Here is a 16,278-nt window from a genome sequence, read left to right as displayed (position 1 = left end):
ATAGGGATTGATTGGGCATCACTTCTTCTTGACCGGGCGCGCCCAGTTCTGAATATGGCGCTGGGGCACCCGGGTGATCACCAGCTCGTGCTCGGCCACATTCTTGGTGATGGTGGAGCCAGCACCCAGGGTCGCGCCCTTGCCGATGCGCACCGGCGCCACCAGCTGGGTATCGGAGCCGACGAAGACATCATCCTCTATGATGGTCTGGAACTTGTTCACCCCATCATAATTACAAGTAATGGTGCCAGCGCCAATGTTCACCCTGGCCCCCACGTCGGCATCTCCCAGATAGGTCAAATGACCACACTTGGAACCAACGCCGAGCCGGGACTTCTTCATCTCGACGAAGTTGCCGACATGGGCATCTTGCTCCAGCACGGCACCTGGTCGCAGACGGGCAAAGGGGCCGACCGAACACTGATCCGCCACCTGGGCACCCTCGATAACGGAGTAGGGCTTCACTTCGGTATGATCGCCAATCTCGCAATCTTTCAGCACGCAGCCGGCCCCGATGCGCACATGGTTGCCGAGCTTCACCTTGCCCTCGATGATGACGTTCACATCGATCACCACCTCTTCGCCGATCTCCAGCGTGCCGCGCAGATCGAAGCGAGCCGGATCGATCAGGGTGACGCCCGCGATCATCAGCTTCTCGGCCTGCATCTGCTGATAGCTGCGCTCCAATGCCGCCAGCTGCACCCTGTTGTTGGCCCCTTCTACTTCCATGGCGCTGTCCGGATGAACGGCGGCGATGGGACAGCCATCTCCATGAGCCATGGCAATGACATCGGTGAGGTAGAACTCCCCCTGGGCATTCTTGTTGTCCAGACGCGACAGCCAGCCGCGCAGGTCGGCGCCATTGGCCACCAGTACGCCGGTGTTCACCTCGCGGATGGCGAGCTGCTCGGCGTTGGCATCCTTCTGCTCGACGATACCGACTACCTGACCCTGCTCGCGCACGATGCGGCCGTAGCCGGTCGGGTTGTCCAGCACCACGGTCAGCAGCGCCATACCGTCATCGGCCTTGGCGGCCAGCAGCCGTTGCAGGGTCTCTGGCTGGATCAGCGGGGTATCGCCGTAGAGCACCAGCACGTCGTCTTCATCCTGCCAGAACGGGATGGCCTGGGCGACGGCGTGGCCGGTACCCAGCTGCTGGGCCTGAAGCACCCAATTCAAGTCCGGGGCGGCAATCCGCTCCTTCAACAACTCGGCGCCGTGGCCATAGACCAGATGCAACTGCTCGGCACCTATCTGGCGGGCGGTCTCGATGACATGGGACACCATGGGTTTGTTGGCGACAGGGTGCAACACCTTGGGCAGTACGGAGCGCATGCGGGTGCCTTTACCCGCAGCCAGGATCACGACATTGAGGGACATAGCTAGCCTTTGAAACTTGAGAAAATACTCGGCGGAGTCTATCGAACGGATAAAAAAAAGCGACCCGAAGGTCGCTTTTTGCATCACCGCTATTAACGGTAATTCTTTTTGACGATATCGATAACCCGCAGTTGGGCCATCGCCTTGGCCAGCTCGGTAGCGGCCTGGGCGTAATCGATGTCACCATGGGAGCTGTTGATCCGCTCCTCGGCACGACGCTTGGCTTCCTGGGCTTTCGCCTCATCCAGGTCGTCGGCACGAATTGCGGTATCGGCCAGCACAGTCACGGCTTCGGGTTGTACTTCCAGCATGCCGCCGGAGACGTACATCACCTCTTCGCCACCATTTTGCTTGATCAAGCGGACCAGGCCCGGCTTGATAGCAGTCAGCAGCGGCGCGTGACCGTGGTGGATACCCAGCTCACCTTCGGAGCCTGAAACCTGTACGGTCTGAACACGGCCGGCAAACAGTTTGCCCTCTGCGCTCACCACATCCAGGTGAAAGGATATCTCAGCCATGGGTCCTCCTATCGAGGCTTACAGTTTCTTGGCTTTCTCGACGACTTCGTCGATACCGCCAACCATGTAGAACGCCTGCTCAGGCAGATCGTCATACTCGCCTTTCAGGATGCCCTGGAAACCACGAATGGTCTCTTTCAGCGGCACGTATTTGCCCGGGGAACCGGTAAATACTTCTGCCACGAAGAACGGCTGGGACAAGTAACGCTCGATCTTACGGGCACGGGATACAGTCAGTTTGTCTTCTTCTGACAGTTCATCCATACCCAGGATGGCGATGATGTCCTTCAGCTCTTTGTAGCGCTGCAGTACGGTCTGAACGCCACGAGCGGTGTCGTAGTGCTCCTTGCCAACCACCAGCGGATCCAGCTGACGGGAGGTGGAGTCCAGCGGGTCAACGGCCGGGTAGATACCCAGCGCCGCGATCTGACGGGACAGAACGACGGTCGCATCCAAGTGGGCGAAGGTGGTCGCCGGAGACGGGTCAGTCAAGTCATCCGCAGGGACGTAAACGGCCTGTACGGAGGTGATGGAACCAGTCCGGGTGGAGGTGATACGTTCTTGCAGAACACCCATCTCCTCGGCTAGGGTCGGCTGGTAGCCTACTGCGGACGGCATACGGCCCAGCAGTGCGGATACTTCGGTACCGGCCAAGGTGTAACGGTAGATGTTATCCACGAAGAACAACACGTCACGACCTTCGTCACGGAACTTCTCGGCCATGGTCAGACCGGTCAGCGCCACGCGCAGACGGTTTCCGGGCGGCTCGTTCATCTGACCGTAAACCAGGGAGACTTTGTCCAGTACGTTGGACTCCATCATCTCGTGGTAGAAGTCATTACCCTCACGGGTACGCTCGCCCACACCGGCAAATACTGAGTAGCCGCTGTGCTCGATCGCGATGTTACGGATCAGTTCCATCATGTTGACGGTCTTGCCGACACCGGCGCCGCCGAACAGACCCACTTTACCACCCTTGGCGAACGGGCAAACCAGGTCGATAACCTTGATGCCGGTCTCCAGCAGATCGTTGCTGTTGGACTGTTCTTCGTAGCTGGGGGCTTCGCGGTGGATGGACCAACGCTCTTCTTCGCCGATCGGACCCTTCTCATCGATGGGTTCGCCCAGTACGTTCATGATGCGGCCCAGGGTCGAGGTACCAACCGGTACCTGGATTGCCTTGCCGGTATTAACTACTTCCAACCCACGACGCAGACCGTCGGAGGAACCCATGGTGATGCAGCGTACGACACCGCCACCGATCTGCTGCTGAACTTCCAGCACCAGACCCTGGCCTTGACCTTCGCTGACGACTTTAACTGCGTCGTACACCTTGGGTACGGCATTCTGCGGGAACTCGATGTCCACCACAGCGCCGATGATTTGGACGATGAAACCATTACTCATGTCAAATCCTCTAAACCTTTGATAACCCTTGCCTTACACCGCAGCAGCGCCTGATACGATCTCTGTCAGCTCTTGGGTAATACTGGCCTGACGGGCCTTGTTATACACCAGTTGCAGATCGTTAATCAGGTTACCGGCGTTGTCAGTCGCGGCTTGCATGGCAACCATTCGGGCCGCCTGTTCGCTGGCCAAGTTTTCCACCACGCCCTGGTACACCTGGGATTCGACATAGCGAATCAACAAGGTGTTCAGCAGCTGCTTGGGATCCGGCTCATAGAGGTAATCCCAATGGTGTTTCTTGGCGAGCTTGCTGTCTTCTGTTACGGGCAAAGGCAGCAATTGATCGACTCGGGGTTGTTGCACCATGGTGTTTACAAACTTGTTGTACACCAGGTACAGACGGTCAATCTCACCGTTGTCGTAAGCCTTCAGCATGACCTTGACTGAACCAATCAGGTCATTGACGCTCGGGTTGTCACCCAGTCCGGAGACGTGGGCTTGCACCTTGGCACCATGCCGCTGGAAGAAGCCGGAAGCTTTGTTACCGATCAGTGCCAGGTCAACCTTGGCACCTTTCGCGCTCCAATCCTTCATCTCATTGAGGGCAGCCTTGAACAGGTTGATGTTCAGACCCCCACACAGGCCACGGTCGGTGGAGACGACGATGTAACCCACTCGCTTGACCTCACGTTCCATGAGGTAGGGGTGCTTGTATTCCAAGTTCCCCTGGGCGATATGGCCGATCACCTTGCGCATGGTTTCAGCGTACGGACGGCTGGCAGACATGCGTTCCTGCGCACGGCGCATCTTGCTTGCTGCCACCATTTCCATAGCGCCGGTGATCTTCTGAGTGTTCTTCACACTCCCGATCTTGGTACGTATCTCTTTTGCGCCGGCCATCTCTTACTCTCCTTCAGGTGGCAGCTTGCGCTGCCACACTCGCTTACCAGGTCTGGGTTGCTTTGAAGTCATCCAGCAACGCAGTCAGCTTGCCAACGATCGCGTCGTTGTAGTCGGCTGTGGCGTTGATGTCTGCCATCAGCTCAGCATGCTGGTTATTGGCGTAGGAGAGCAGAGCGGCTTCGAAATCGACGATCTTGGCGATTTCGACGTCGGAGAGATAGCCCTTCTCGGCGGCGAACAGCACCAGAGCCTGGGCAGCCACACTCATCGGGGAGTATTGCTGCTGCTTCATCAGCTCAGTTACCTTCTGGCCGTGGTCCAGCTGCTTGCGGGTCGCCTCATCCAGATCGGAAGAGAACTGGGCGAAGGCCGCCAGCTCGCGGTACTGGGCCAGCGCGGTACGGATACCACCGGACAATTTCTTGACGATCTTGGTCTGAGCCGCGCCACCCACTCGGGATACGGAGATACCCGGGTCAACCGCCGGACGAATACCGGAGTTGAACAGCTGAGTGGTCAGGAAGATCTGACCATCGGTGATGGAGATCACGTTGGTCGGAACGAAGGCTGACACGTCACCGGCCTGGGTTTCGATGATCGGCAACGCGGTCAAAGAACCGGTCCGGCCAGTCACGGCACCCTTGGTGAACTTCTCGACGTACTCGACGTTGACGCGGGAAGCGCGCTCGAGCAGACGGGAGTGCAGATAGAAGACGTCGCCTGGGTAAGCTTCGCGTCCTGGCGGACGGCGCAGCAGCAGGGAGATCTGACGGTAGGCCACCGCTTGCTTGGACAGGTCATCATAAATGATGAGCGCGTCTTCACCGCGGTCACGGAAGTATTCACCCATGGAGCAACCGGCATAAGGCGCCAGGTATTGCAGGGCGGCAGCTTCGGAGGCAGAGGCAACCACCACTATGGTGTTGGCCAGAGCACCGTGCTCTTCCAGCTTGCGCACCACGTTGGCAATGGTGGAGGCCTTCTGGCCAATCGCGACGTACACACATTTAATACCAGAGTCTTTCTGGTTGATGATGGTGTCGATGGCGATGGCGGTCTTACCTACCTGGCGGTCACCGATGATCAGCTCACGCTGGCCGCGACCGATAGGGATCATGGCATCGATGGCTTTCAGACCGGTCTGGACAGGCTGGTCAACAGACTTACGCTCGATAACGCCCGGTGCGATAACTTCGATCGGCGAGAAGCCGTCGTTGTCGATGGGACCCTTACCGTCGATAGGCTGACCCAGGGTGTTGACCACCCGGCCCAACAGACCACGACCAACCGGCACTTCCAGAATGCGGCCAGTCCCTTTTACTTTCATCCCTTCGGCCAGATCGGCGTAGGGACCCATGACCACGGCACCAACGGAGTCACGCTCCAGGTTCAATGCCAGAGCGAAGCGGTTGCCCGGCAGCTCGATCATTTCACCCTGCATGGCATCGGCCAGACCGTGGATACGAATGATACCGTCGCTCACAGAGACGATGGTACCTTCGTTGCGCGCTTCGCTCTTAACATCAAACTGCGCGATGCGCTGCTTGATAAGCTCGGCGATTTCAGTGGAATTCAGTTGCATGCTCTAATACCCCAATCAAGATTGCAGCGCGTCGGCCATGCGATCCAGCTTACCGCGGACAGTACCGTCGATAACCAGATCTCCGGCCTTGATGAGCACTCCGGCCATCAAGGACGCATCCATGCTGCAATTCAGCTTCACTTTGCGTGCGAGACGTTGCTCCAGAGAAGCCTGAATAGCGGCCTTCTGCTGGTCGGTCAGTACATGGGCCGAAATGACGTCAGCCTGAATCTCTTTGTCGAGTTCAGCCTTGAGCAATACATATTCGGTCACGACCGCCGGCAGCACACCCAAGCGACCATTCTCAGCCATCACCCGCATCAGGTTCTGGCCATGCTCGTCGAGTTGCTCACCACAGACACTCACAAACAGATTTGCGAGTTCTTCGGCAGCCACAGAGCCGTTTACCAGGGAGTGGATTGTCTCGTTCTCCACGACTTGCGCCGCGAAACCGAGCATCCCGAGCCACTGGTCAACCGCCTTGTGCTCAACGGCAAACTCGAAAGCAGCCTTGGCGTAGGGGCGAGCGATTGTAGTCAGTTCAGACATAGCCCCGTTCCCGTTACAGTTCTGCTACCAGTTTGTCGACGATGTCGCTGTTGGCAGCCTGGTCGATGTGACGTGCCAGGATCTTCTCTGCGCCGGCGACGGCAAGAGCAGCAACCTGCTTGCGCAGTTCTTCTGTGGCACGATGACGTTCAGCTTCAAGCTCGGCACGGCCTTGAGCCAGGATTTTTTCCCGCTCTGCCTGGGCACCAACTGCCGCTTCATCGATGATCTGGGCTTTACGTTTGTTAGCCTGTTCAACGATTTCAGCAGCCTGGCGCTTGGCTTCTTTCAGCTGATCGGTGGCATTGGCCTTGGCCAAATCCAGATCTTTCTTGGCGCGTTCTGCGGAAGACAAGCCGTCAGCAATTTCTTTCTGGCGGGCTTCAATGGCTGCAATCAGCGGCGGCCATACGTACTTCATGCAAAATACTACGAAGAAGAAAAAAGCGATTGCTTGGCCGAGGAGGGTGGCGTTGATATTCACAGCCGATTTCCTCTTAAGTTAGTTAATGGGTTCTGCGTGAGTCGTAACGACTTATGCAACCGCAAACATCACATACAGACCCAGACCAACGGCGATCATCGGGATCGCATCAACCAGACCCATCACGATGAAGAACTGGGTACGCAGCACAGGGATCAGATCCGGCTGACGAGCAGCGCCTTCCAAGAATTTACCACCCAGGATACCGATACCGATGGAGGCGCCGATCGCGGCCAGGCCCATCATCAAAGCAGCAGCCATGTACAGCAGGTCCATGTTCAAGTTTTCCATGAGGATCTCCATTTATTTTTGGTAATTGGTTGTTTAAAAAGGTGTTATTTGAGTTGCATCATCAATGGTCTTCCTGCGCCATCGACAGATAGACGATGGTCAGAACCATGAAGATGAATGCCTGCAAGGTGATGATCAGTATGTGGAAAATTGCCCAAGGCACGGACAGGATCCACTGTGACCACCAGGGTAACAAACCCGCAATCAGGATAAAGATCAGTTCGCCAGCATACATGTTGCCGAACAGTCGCAGACCCAGAGAGACCGGCTTGGAAATCAACGTGACGGTTTCAAGGATGAAGTTAACAGGGATGGCCGCAGGATGATTGAAAGGCTGAAGTGTCAGCTCCTTCACAAACCCTTTGATACCCTTGACCTTGATGCTGTAATACAGGATCAAGAAGAACACGCCCAAAGCCATGGACATGGTGATGTTAACGTCAGCAGAGGGAACCACACGCAGATAGGGAACACCCATCAATTGTGCAGCGTGAGGGATAAAGTCAACGGGGATCAGATCCATGAAGTTCATCAGGAAGATCCACACAAACACCGTCAGCCCCAAAGGTGCGATGACCTTGTTGCGACCGTGAAAGATGTCCTTGACGTTACTATTCACAAACTCGACCAGCATCTCCACGAAGCACTGAAGTTTGCCCGGTACGCCGCTGGTGGCCTTGACGGCGACTCGACGGAACGACCAGATAAACAGGGTGCCCAACAGAACAGAAAATATCATAGAGTCGATATTCACTGTCCAGAACCCAGACCCTACTTGCAGATGGGTCAGATGGTGGGAGATATATTCCTGAGGAGTCAGGACTTCTCCGGTTGCAGCCATGAGTTTTCCTAATAGTGGTTGTTAAGCGTGAATGAGACTATCCACTGTACAACGAGGGCGAGGATATAAGTGGCGAAGAAGGAGATGGTGTTTATCTCGATCCCTGCACCAAACATCAGGGCGAAGAGTCCTGTTGTAGCAATGAGCTTAATCCCTGCCCCACCATAAAAGTCCCGCAACACCAGTCCCACACTCTCTTTCGTCACCTTGCGGCGCAGAACCCAGAGTGTGAACAAGGCCTGAGGAACCCAATACATTCCCCCCCCGTAGAGGGAGGAATATCCGGCGTTAGCCCCCGCCTGATAAAACCAGACTGACGCTATCGCCAGGATCAGGACGAGCTGACAAACGAGCATCGCCAAGGCCAGTGTTAAACCTTCCAAGGCTATTTTCTGTTTCACCAACTCACCTCTGAACATTACAGAACTGTAAAAAATCGGGTTCCGAAGACCCCGAATTCACAGCTCTAAAAGCCGGTCAAATTATACCCGTGAAGACGGCTATTGCAACATGGCAAAAACCCTTAATTTTTGCGGCTTTCCGCACAAAATTAAGGTTATGTTCATATCGAAAGGAATGGATGTTTTATTACTACAAAAAGCGTAAAAATTACTATTCTGATAGGCCAAAATAGCCCAATACTCGGTCCAATTCCGCCAAGTTCTCGTAACTTATTACTAACTTGCCACTATTCTGCTTGCCTTGCTGCAGTTGTACCTTGTTGCCAATTTTTTCTGCAATCTGGCGTTCAATGTAAGCAAATTGTGGATCGCGAACCGGTTCGGCTTTGGTTTTTGCCGGTTCCAGTGATTTTTGCACCAAGCGCTCGGTATCGCGCACGGTCAGCCCTTTTTGCGCCACCTGCTTGGCCAGTTCGGACTGGGCCGGGCCACTCAGGGCCAGCAGGGCTCGGGCATGGCCCATGTCGAGGTCGCCATGCTCCACGAAACGCTTCACGTCGTCGTTGAGCTGGTTAAGACGCAGCAAGTTGGTGACAGTGGTGCGCGACTTGCCCACCGCCTCGGCCACCTGCTGGTGGGTGAGTTCAAATTCGGTCAGCAATCGCTGCAGGGCGACCGCCTCCTCGATGGCATTGAGGTCTTCGCGCTGGATGTTCTCAATCAGAGCGATGGCGACCGCTGCTTCGTCGGGCACGTCCTTGATGATGCAGGGCACCACCTCGAGACGGGCCAGCTGGGAGGCGCGCCAGCGTCGTTCACCGGCGATGATTTCAAAGGATTGCTCACCGAGGGGGCGGACCACTATGGGCTGGATCACCCCCTGGGCACGAATGGAGTTGGCCAGGTCTTCCAGTGCGTCCTGCGACATGTCCTTGCGCGGCTGGTACTTGCCGGAGCGCAGCCACTCCAGCGGCAGCTTGCGTAGCTCGCCCTGGGGGGCGGGAGCCATGGCCTGTTCGGTGCGCTGATCGCTCATCACCTGTTTCTGGCGCGCAGCCGTGCTGGTGCTGAGCAGGGCGTCCAACCCCTTGCCCAGTCCACGTTTTTTCAGGGTCATATGCTCTCTCGATCTGCGGTGGTCAGTTGGGCTTCCTGCTCCTGGCGGCGCAGTATCTCGCCTGCCAGCGCCAGATAGGCCTTGGCGCCCACCGATGATTTGTCATAGTGCATGGCCGGAGCGCCAAAGCTGGGCGCCTCCGCCAATCTCACGTTGCGGGGGATGATGGTGCGATAGACCTTGTCCCCGAAGTGCTGTTTCAGCTGATCGGACACATCATTGGCCAATCGGTTACGGTGATCGAACATAGTGCGCAGCACCCCTTCGATCTTGAGCTCCGGATTGACCACGGCCGCCAGCTTGCTGATGGTATCAACCAGCGCCGTCAACCCCTCAAGGGCATAGTACTCGCACTGCATGGGCACCAGCACCGAATCGGCGGCAGCCATGGCATTGACGGTCAGCATGTTGAGTGAGGGGGGGCAGTCGATGAAGATGTAATCGTATTGGTCGCGCACCGAGGCGATGGCGTTGCGCAAGCGGAGCTCGCGGGCGAAGAATTCCATCAGCCGGATCTCCGCCGCCGTCACGTCGGCGTTGGCGGCGATAAGGTGATAGCCCCCCGAGGTCTCGGTGACGATGACGTCCCGCACCGGGGTATCTTCGATGAGCAGCTCATAGGCGGTGCGCTCGACATCGTACTTGTCAACGCCGCTGCCCATGGTGGCATTACCCTGGGGATCCAGATCGATCACCAGCACCTTGCGGCGGGTGGCTGCCATGGAAGCCGCCAGGTTCACGCAGGTGGTGGTTTTTCCGACCCCCCCCTTCTGGTTGGCGATGGCAATGACTTTTCCCACAAGATCCCCTCAATGAAACGGCAGCCCAAGCGGGCCTAGATAGTTTTAAACTCCAGCAGGTGACGCTCACCTTCCAGCTCAGGCACCACCAGTTGATGGGAGGCCACCAGACGGATATTGGCCGGCAACTGGGCCAGCTCCTGCTCGGGATACTGTCCCTTGAGTGCCAGGAAGCTGCCCTGTTCAGCAGGCAGATGATGACACCAGCGCAGCATGTCTTCCAGCGAGGCAAATGCCCGGCTCAACACGCCATCGAAGCCTTGTTCGGGTCGAAACTCTTCCACCCGGCTCAGTACAGGGGTCACATTGGTGAGGCCAAGCTCCTGGATCACCTGGCGGATGAAGTTGATCCGTTTGCCAAGGCTGTCGAGCAACACGAACTGCTTGTCCGGGTTGATGATGGCCAGCGGCAAGCCTGGCAGGCCCGGGCCTGTGCCGACATCGATGAACCGCTCACCGTGCAAGTGCTCGCTAACCACCAGACTATCGAGGATATGCTTGACCAGCATCGCATCGGGATCACGCACCGAGGTGAGATTGTAAGCCTTGTTCCACTTGTGCAGCAACTCAACCAGCTTGATAATCTGGGTCTTTTGAGTCTCTGTTATAACGATATCGGCCTGCGTGAGCAGGCCGTTCAATCTTTCCAGCATGGGGATCCTCTAGGCGGTTTTACGCAGCAGGCCGTTTTTCTTGAGATGGACCAGCAGGATGGAGATGGCCGCCGGTGTGATGCCGGAGATGCGGGAGGCCTGACCTATGGTCTGCGGCTTGGCATCGCTCAGCTTGGCGATCACCTCGTTGGAGAGGCCGTTCACATCGCGGTAATTCATGTCGAGCGGCAGCAGGGTGCTCTCGTTGCGAAGCTGTTTCTCCACTTCGTCCTGCTGACGATCGATGTAACCGGCGTACTTGATCTGGATCTCAACCTGATCGGCGGCAGCCGGATCCTCGAGGGCAGGTCCAACCCCTTCGATCGCCATCAGCGCATCGTAGGTCACCTCGGGGCGACGCATCAGCTCTTCCAGACTATGCTCACGGCTGATCGGGGTATTAACCAGGGCATTGATGCCGGGTACGGCGGCATGCTGGGGATGGATCCAGGTCGAACGCAGTCGTTGGCGCTCCAGCTCCACCTGCTCCAGCTTGGTATTGAATTTGGCCCAGCGCTCGTCATCGACCAGACCCAGTTCGCGACCGGCCGAGGTCAGACGCAGATCCGCATTGTCTTCACGCAGCAGCAAGCGATATTCGGCACGACTGGTGAACATACGGTACGGCTCGCGGGTACCCAGGGTGGAGAGATCGTCCATCATGACGCCGAGGTAAGCCTGATCACGACGGGGATGCCAGGCATCCTTGCCCTGAGCGCGCAGAGCCGCGTTCAGGCCGGCCAGCAAACCTTGCGCTCCGGCCTCTTCGTAGCCAGTGGTGCCGTTGATCTGGCCGGCGAAGAACAGATTGGGGATGCACTTGCTCTCCATGTTCGCCTTGAGATCCCGGGGATCGAAAAAGTCATATTCGATGGCGTAGCCGGGTCGAGTGATATGGGCATTCTCAAAGCCCCGGATCGAACGCACGATCTGGATCTGCACATCGAATGGCAGGCTGGTCGAGATGCCGTTCGGATAGAGTTCGTGGGTGGTCAAGCCCTCAGGCTCGACGAAGATCTGGTGCGCCGTCTTATCGGCAAAGCGGGTGATCTTGTCCTCGATCGACGGGCAGTAGCGTGGCCCTATCCCCTCGATTACCCCGGCGTACATGGGGCTGCGATCCAGATTATTGCGGATCACCTCATGAGTACGCTCGTTGGTATGAGTCATGTAGCAGGAGATCTGGCGCGGATGCTGGCTCGCCTCGCCGATGAAGGAGAACACCGGAGTCGGGGTGTCACCCGCCTGTTCCTGCATCACGGACAGATCGACACTGCGGGCATCGATACGCGGCGGCGTGCCGGTCTTGAGTCTGTCGATGCGAAGCGGCATTTCACGCAGACGTTGCGCCAGGGCGATCGAGGGAGGATCACCTGCCCGTCCGCCCTTGTAATTATCCATGCCGATGTGGATCAAGCCGTTGAGGAAAGTTCCGACGGTCAGTACCACCGTCTTGCCACTGAAACGGATCCCGCTCTGAGTCACGACCCCGGCGACACGATCCCCGTCCATGATCAGATCATCGCAAGCCTGCTGGAAGATCTTAAGATTCGGTTGGTTCTCCAACATCTCTCGTACGGCTGCTTTGTAGAGCAGACGATCCGCTTGAGCACGGGTGGCTCGTACGGCTGGGCCTTTGGAAGAGTTGAGCGTTCTAAACTGGATCCCGCCAAGATCGATGGCTCTCGCCATGATCCCACCGAGGGCGTCAATTTCCTTGACCAGGTGTCCCTTACCGATCCCACCGATTGCCGGGTTGCACGACATGTGGCCCAGGGTATCGATGTTGTGAGTCAGCAACAACGTATTCATACCCATACGGGCAGACGCTGCTGCGGCCTCGGTTCCTGCATGACCGCCACCGACGACGATCACATCAAATTGTTCATGGTATTGCATTGGGATCACCTTGATCTGCACGCCTGAGATCGTTTTGTTTGCCGTCTTCATCCCCGAGTTAAGGGGGCAAACATTCTATCTGTTTCCCGTGATCAGTGAAACGTCTAGTTAACGGCCTTTCTGGGATCCGGATCCGTTAGTAGATCTTAAGGATCTTTAGATCGATCTCTTATTAGATCTTTTATTAGGATCCAGGGTTTCTGTTGATAAGCACTTTTTGATCATAAAGATCATTACCTTAAAGACGATCTCAGCCTGTGGAAAAGCTTGGATCCTGGCCCGGTGAACCGGGGGACAACCAGTGCTTTTATACACAGGCCCTAAACCGACCGGATCTGATACATAGGATAACTATAGGTTTTACATAGGTTTTAAGCATAGTTATCCACATTACCCCCAGTTCTTGTGGGTAACCATGTAGAACAAGTCAATGGGATCGGATTGTGAATAACCTGGTGGATAGTAAATCAAGGCGGGGCAGGGGAGATCTTGCTCTGGAAAGGGATCTCCCTGGTTGATCAGGAGATCGAAGCCATCCAGGGCTGGATCCAGGCTTCGGCGGCATCTTCCGGTATCTCGTACTGGGTCACGTCTATCTCGAGCCGCTCACCGATCCGGCTGGCACCGCACTCGGCCAGCCGTTGATCCAGGGTCTTGCCGCCGGCACAAAAGGTGTCGTAACTACGGTCGCCCAGTGCGATCACACCATAGCGAAATGCGCCAAGATCCGGTTTTTGTTCATAAAGATCTTTAACGAAGGGCTGGAGGTTGTCCGGTACCTCCCCGGCGCCATGGGTGGAGGTGACCACCAGCACTATGGCGTCTGGCTCGGCGACTATCTTGGCAAGCCGGGCGGGATTATGGATCTCGCTTTGGTGACCGGCCTGATTGAGCAGATCGGCGACATGGTCGGCGACGTACTCGGCAGCACCTAACATCGAGCCGACAATGAGGTTGAATTTGGCCATGGGGATATGCCTCCTGGATGCATTAAGGATCCGGATTCTACCGCCAAAGCATGTGGATAAAAATGGATAAGAACTGGCGATATTGGTGGGATTTATTTTTTGGCGGGATCCGGATCCGGATCATCAAAGACGGCTCATCACGACTTCTTCCTTTATATAGGGAGAACTCACCTAGACCCTTATGTGTCCTGTTTATCAATAATTGGGAAGATCTCTTTGTTTAATCTCAATGCGGATGCAAATGATTGGCAATTATTAAATCGATTCAACAATCTTCATGTAGTAGCATGACGCCGCATTATTCGCCGCTTTGGCGGCAGAGCGAGCCCAGACTCGACCCATAAAAACAAAGCCTGACTCATATTAAATTTGAGACTTAAACATGACACTACCAGCCGTTCCTTTTACTCCTCAACGATCCATTTTCGGTCGCTTGATCCCCCTTGCCTGCTTGTTCGGGGCAGTGCCAGCCGTTGCTGAAGATGCTCTGCCCAAGGCGAGTGAGACCATGGTCGTGACCGGTACCGCCATGAAGATTGAGGTGCCGATGGCCGAGACGCCTCGCGCCGTTTCCGTGGTCAATCGCGAGGAGCTGGATCAGCATGCCGTGCTGCAGCTCGACGAATCCCTGCGTTATCGATCTGGCGTCCTCTCCGGCCTCTATGGTTCAGATAACAACACCAACTGGTTCAAGGTACGCGGCTTCGATGCCGCCTCTTATCTGGATGGCAACCGCTTGTTCAGCACCGGCTACTATGTGTGGACGCCGGAGCCCTTCGGTCTGGAAAACGTGGAGTTATTGAAAGGACCCGCTTCCATTCTTTATGGTGAGGCGCCTCCTGGCGGCGTGGTCAATGCGCTCAGCAAGCGTCCTACCGCTACGCCTCAGGGGCTGGTGAATCTGCAACTGGGTGACCGGGATCATCGTCAGGTCGGGGTGGATGTCTCCGATCAGCTGAGCGATGACAGCCGCTATCGTTTCGTCGCGCTCTACAACGAGCGTGATGGCGTGCTGGATGGTACCTACAATGAGCGAGCCTATGTGGCGCCAAGCGTGACTCTGGATATCTCCGATAGCACCAGTCTCACTCTGCTGGCCAGTTTTCAGCATGACGAAGGGGTGCCTACCAACGGTTTCTTCCCGGTCTATGGCACCCTCAACACTGCGCCGGGCCAGATAGATCCCAGCACCAACCTGAGCCAGCCGGATTACGATCGCAACCGCAACACCCAGATTTCCGCCGGTTATGAGCTCTCCCACCAGATCAACCAGACCTGGGAGTTCAAGCAGAACGTCCGCTTCAACTACAACGATCTGCTGCTGCGTCAGACCTATATTTTCCCAACCTACGACAGCACGACCGCTTACCGTGGTCTGATCTACCGTGATGGCGACACCAAGAGTGTCAACATGGACAACCAGATGGTGGGTTACTGGAGTAGTGAGCGCACCGAGCAGACCCTGCTGCTGGGGGTCGATCTGCAGCGCCACGTCAATGAAGGGAATGAGGCTGACAACTACGGCATGGGATCCATCGATACCATGCACCCGGATCACGGCAACTTCCCGGGCTTTGATGAGTCAACGGCCACCTACCAGAAGAGCACCAAGGGCCAGAGCGGCCTCTATGCCCAGCATCAGATCCGCTGGGATGATCGCTGGTTGCTGACCGCAGGTGGCCGCTTCGACTATGTGGAGACCCACAATATCAGCGAAGCGACCAGCAAGAACGAGAGACAGTACGATGACAACCTCTCGCTCTCCGGCAGCCTGATGTACCTGGCCGATAACGGGCTCTCACCCTACTTCACTTATGCCGAGTCGTTTGAAGTGCTGCCGGGCATCGACCCCAATACCAAAAACGCCTATAAGCCGCTGGAAGGCAAGTTGTACGAGACCGGTATCAAGTATGCCCCCGGCTTCCTCGATGGTTACATCAACCTGGCGCTGTTCAACCTGGAACAGACCAACTCGCTGGTCTCCACCGGTTCCGGCCAGCAGACCCAGGCCGGTGAGGTGACCTCCCAGGGCATAGAGCTGGAAGGCAGCGTGCAAGCGACAGCGGCTCTGCGCCTGACCGGGGCTTATACCTATACCGATGCCAAGACCAATGACACCGGTGATGGCGATCGTCGCGCCAGCCTGATCCCGCGCCACCAGGCCTCCTTCTGGGGTAACTACCAGGTGCAGCAAGGCCCTGTCTCCGGACTGGAAGTCGGTACTGGTGTGCGCTATATCGGCTCCAGCGTCGGCATAGGTGCCGTGGATGCCAATTACAACCCCGTCTATGGTTCGGCCAAGGTGCCAGCCCAGACGGTGTGGGATGCGATGATCGGGTATGACTTTGCCAAGAACTGGCGTGCCCAGCTCAACGTCAACAACCTGCTGGATGACACCTATGTCGCCAGCTGTGACTACTACTGCTACTACGGTGAACCCCGCAGTGTGGTAGGTAGCGTCAACTACCGCTGGTAATCAGACACG

Annotated in this window: 16 protein-coding genes; 1 reads left to right on the top strand and 15 read right to left on the bottom strand. The window is 56.5% G+C overall.

The genetic code is table 11. From position 1 onward, the window contains the following. Positions 1–18: 18 nt before the first annotated feature. The 15 genes from glmU to mioC form a co-directional block, all read right to left on the bottom strand. Positions 19–1,380, bottom strand: a complete 1,362-nt coding sequence (gene glmU, locus G113_RS02875) for a bifunctional UDP-N-acetylglucosamine diphosphorylase/glucosamine-1-phosphate N-acetyltransferase GlmU (RefSeq protein WP_005893196.1) — start codon at positions 1,378–1,380, stop codon at positions 19–21. Positions 1,381–1,472: 92 nt separating this feature from the next. Then, a complete protein-coding gene (locus tag G113_RS02870) occupies positions 1,473–1,898 on the bottom strand; it encodes a F0F1 ATP synthase subunit epsilon (protein ID WP_005893194.1) in 426 nt (141 codons plus the stop codon). A gap of 18 nt (positions 1,899–1,916) precedes the next feature. Then, on the bottom strand, positions 1,917–3,305 hold the full coding sequence (atpD, locus tag G113_RS02865) for a F0F1 ATP synthase subunit beta (protein ID WP_005893192.1): 1,389 nt from the start codon (positions 3,303–3,305) through the stop codon (positions 1,917–1,919). A gap of 33 nt (positions 3,306–3,338) precedes the next feature. Continuing rightward, positions 3,339–4,205, bottom strand: coding sequence for a F0F1 ATP synthase subunit gamma (gene atpG, locus G113_RS02860; protein ID WP_005893190.1), 867 nt, complete (start codon positions 4,203–4,205; stop codon positions 3,339–3,341). A gap of 43 nt (positions 4,206–4,248) precedes the next feature. Continuing rightward, complete coding sequence (atpA, locus tag G113_RS02855; protein WP_005893188.1) at positions 4,249–5,790, bottom strand: F0F1 ATP synthase subunit alpha; 1,542 nt, start codon at positions 5,788–5,790, stop codon at positions 4,249–4,251. A 15-nt stretch (positions 5,791–5,805) separates the two neighbouring features. Next, positions 5,806–6,339, bottom strand: a complete 534-nt coding sequence (gene atpH / locus G113_RS02850) for a F0F1 ATP synthase subunit delta (RefSeq protein ID WP_005893184.1) — start codon at positions 6,337–6,339, stop codon at positions 5,806–5,808. A 13-nt stretch (positions 6,340–6,352) separates the two neighbouring features. Continuing rightward, on the bottom strand, positions 6,353–6,823 hold the full coding sequence (atpF, locus tag G113_RS02845; RefSeq protein ID WP_005893182.1) for a F0F1 ATP synthase subunit B: 471 nt from the start codon (positions 6,821–6,823) through the stop codon (positions 6,353–6,355). 51 nt (positions 6,824–6,874) lie between these two features. Then, positions 6,875–7,114, bottom strand: a complete 240-nt coding sequence (atpE, locus tag G113_RS02840) for a F0F1 ATP synthase subunit C (RefSeq protein WP_005893179.1) — start codon at positions 7,112–7,114, stop codon at positions 6,875–6,877. A 61-nt stretch (positions 7,115–7,175) separates the two neighbouring features. After that, entirely contained in the window at positions 7,176–7,955 is a 780-nt protein-coding gene (gene atpB / locus G113_RS02835; RefSeq protein WP_005893177.1) for a F0F1 ATP synthase subunit A, read from the bottom strand. An 8-nt stretch (positions 7,956–7,963) separates the two neighbouring features. Beyond that, positions 7,964–8,374 (bottom strand): ATP synthase subunit I, encoded by a 411-nt coding sequence (locus G113_RS02830; protein WP_005893175.1) that lies wholly within the window; start codon positions 8,372–8,374, stop codon positions 7,964–7,966. Between the two features lie 193 nt (positions 8,375–8,567). Next, positions 8,568–9,473, bottom strand: a complete 906-nt coding sequence (locus G113_RS02825; RefSeq protein WP_005893174.1) for a ParB/RepB/Spo0J family partition protein — start codon at positions 9,471–9,473, stop codon at positions 8,568–8,570. Further along, positions 9,470–10,273: a ParA family protein gene (locus tag G113_RS02820; protein WP_005893172.1), complete on the bottom strand. Its 804-nt coding sequence runs from the start codon at positions 10,271–10,273 to the stop codon at positions 9,470–9,472. The genes G113_RS02825 and G113_RS02820 overlap by 4 nt, the downstream gene beginning before the upstream one ends. 35 nt (positions 10,274–10,308) lie before the next feature. Then, the gene (gene rsmG, locus G113_RS02815; RefSeq protein ID WP_005893169.1) at positions 10,309–10,926 is read right to left on the bottom strand and encodes a 16S rRNA (guanine(527)-N(7))-methyltransferase RsmG; all 618 of its coding nucleotides are present in this window, start codon (positions 10,924–10,926) and stop codon (positions 10,309–10,311) included. 9 nt (positions 10,927–10,935) lie between these two features. Further along, complete coding sequence (mnmG, locus tag G113_RS02810) at positions 10,936–12,825, bottom strand: tRNA uridine-5-carboxymethylaminomethyl(34) synthesis enzyme MnmG (RefSeq protein ID WP_005893167.1); 1,890 nt, start codon at positions 12,823–12,825, stop codon at positions 10,936–10,938. Positions 12,826–13,343: 518 nt separating this feature from the next. Continuing rightward, positions 13,344–13,793, bottom strand: a complete 450-nt coding sequence (mioC, locus tag G113_RS02805; protein WP_005893164.1) for an FMN-binding protein MioC — start codon at positions 13,791–13,793, stop codon at positions 13,344–13,346. 382 nt (positions 13,794–14,175) lie between these two features. Between mioC and G113_RS02800 the strand changes: the two genes are divergently transcribed. After that, entirely contained in the window at positions 14,176–16,269 is a 2,094-nt protein-coding gene (locus G113_RS02800; protein ID WP_040318847.1) for a TonB-dependent siderophore receptor, read from the top strand. Positions 16,270–16,278: the final 9 nt, after the last annotated feature.

It is taken from the genome of Aeromonas molluscorum 848 (genome assembly GCF_000388115.1).
In the GTDB taxonomy this organism is placed as follows: Bacteria; Pseudomonadota; Gammaproteobacteria; order Enterobacterales; family Aeromonadaceae; genus Aeromonas; species Aeromonas molluscorum.
This window is presented reverse-complemented; position numbering and strand designations above follow the sequence as displayed.

Excerpts from the sequence above, each read along its gene's own strand:
- glmU (WP_005893196.1), bottom strand. The coding sequence starts at position 1,380 with ATGTCCCTCAATGTCGTGATCCTGGCTGCGGGTAAAGGCACCCGCATG.
- G113_RS02870 (WP_005893194.1), bottom strand. The coding sequence starts at position 1,898 with ATGGCTGAGATATCCTTTCACCTGGATGTGGTGAGCGCAGAGGGCAAA.
- atpD (WP_005893192.1), bottom strand. The coding sequence starts at position 3,305 with ATGAGTAATGGTTTCATCGTCCAAATCATCGGCGCTGTGGTGGACATC.
- atpG (WP_005893190.1), bottom strand. The coding sequence starts at position 4,205 with ATGGCCGGCGCAAAAGAGATACGTACCAAGATCGGGAGTGTGAAGAAC.
- atpA (WP_005893188.1), bottom strand. The coding sequence starts at position 5,790 with ATGCAACTGAATTCCACTGAAATCGCCGAGCTTATCAAGCAGCGCATC.
- atpH (WP_005893184.1), bottom strand. The coding sequence starts at position 6,339 with ATGTCTGAACTGACTACAATCGCTCGCCCCTACGCCAAGGCTGCTTTC.
- atpE (WP_005893179.1), bottom strand. The coding sequence starts at position 7,114 with ATGGAAAACTTGAACATGGACCTGCTGTACATGGCTGCTGCTTTGATG.
- atpB (WP_005893177.1), bottom strand. The coding sequence starts at position 7,955 with ATGGCTGCAACCGGAGAAGTCCTGACTCCTCAGGAATATATCTCCCAC.
- G113_RS02830 (WP_005893175.1), bottom strand. The coding sequence starts at position 8,374 with ATGTTCAGAGGTGAGTTGGTGAAACAGAAAATAGCCTTGGAAGGTTTA.
- G113_RS02825 (WP_005893174.1), bottom strand. The coding sequence starts at position 9,473 with ATGACCCTGAAAAAACGTGGACTGGGCAAGGGGTTGGACGCCCTGCTC.
- rsmG (WP_005893169.1), bottom strand. The coding sequence starts at position 10,926 with ATGCTGGAAAGATTGAACGGCCTGCTCACGCAGGCCGATATCGTTATA.
- mnmG (WP_005893167.1), bottom strand. The coding sequence starts at position 12,825 with ATGCAATACCATGAACAATTTGATGTGATCGTCGTCGGTGGCGGTCAT.
- mioC (WP_005893164.1), bottom strand. The coding sequence starts at position 13,793 with ATGGCCAAATTCAACCTCATTGTCGGCTCGATGTTAGGTGCTGCCGAG.
- G113_RS02800 (WP_040318847.1), top strand. The coding sequence starts at position 14,176 with ATGACACTACCAGCCGTTCCTTTTACTCCTCAACGATCCATTTTCGGT.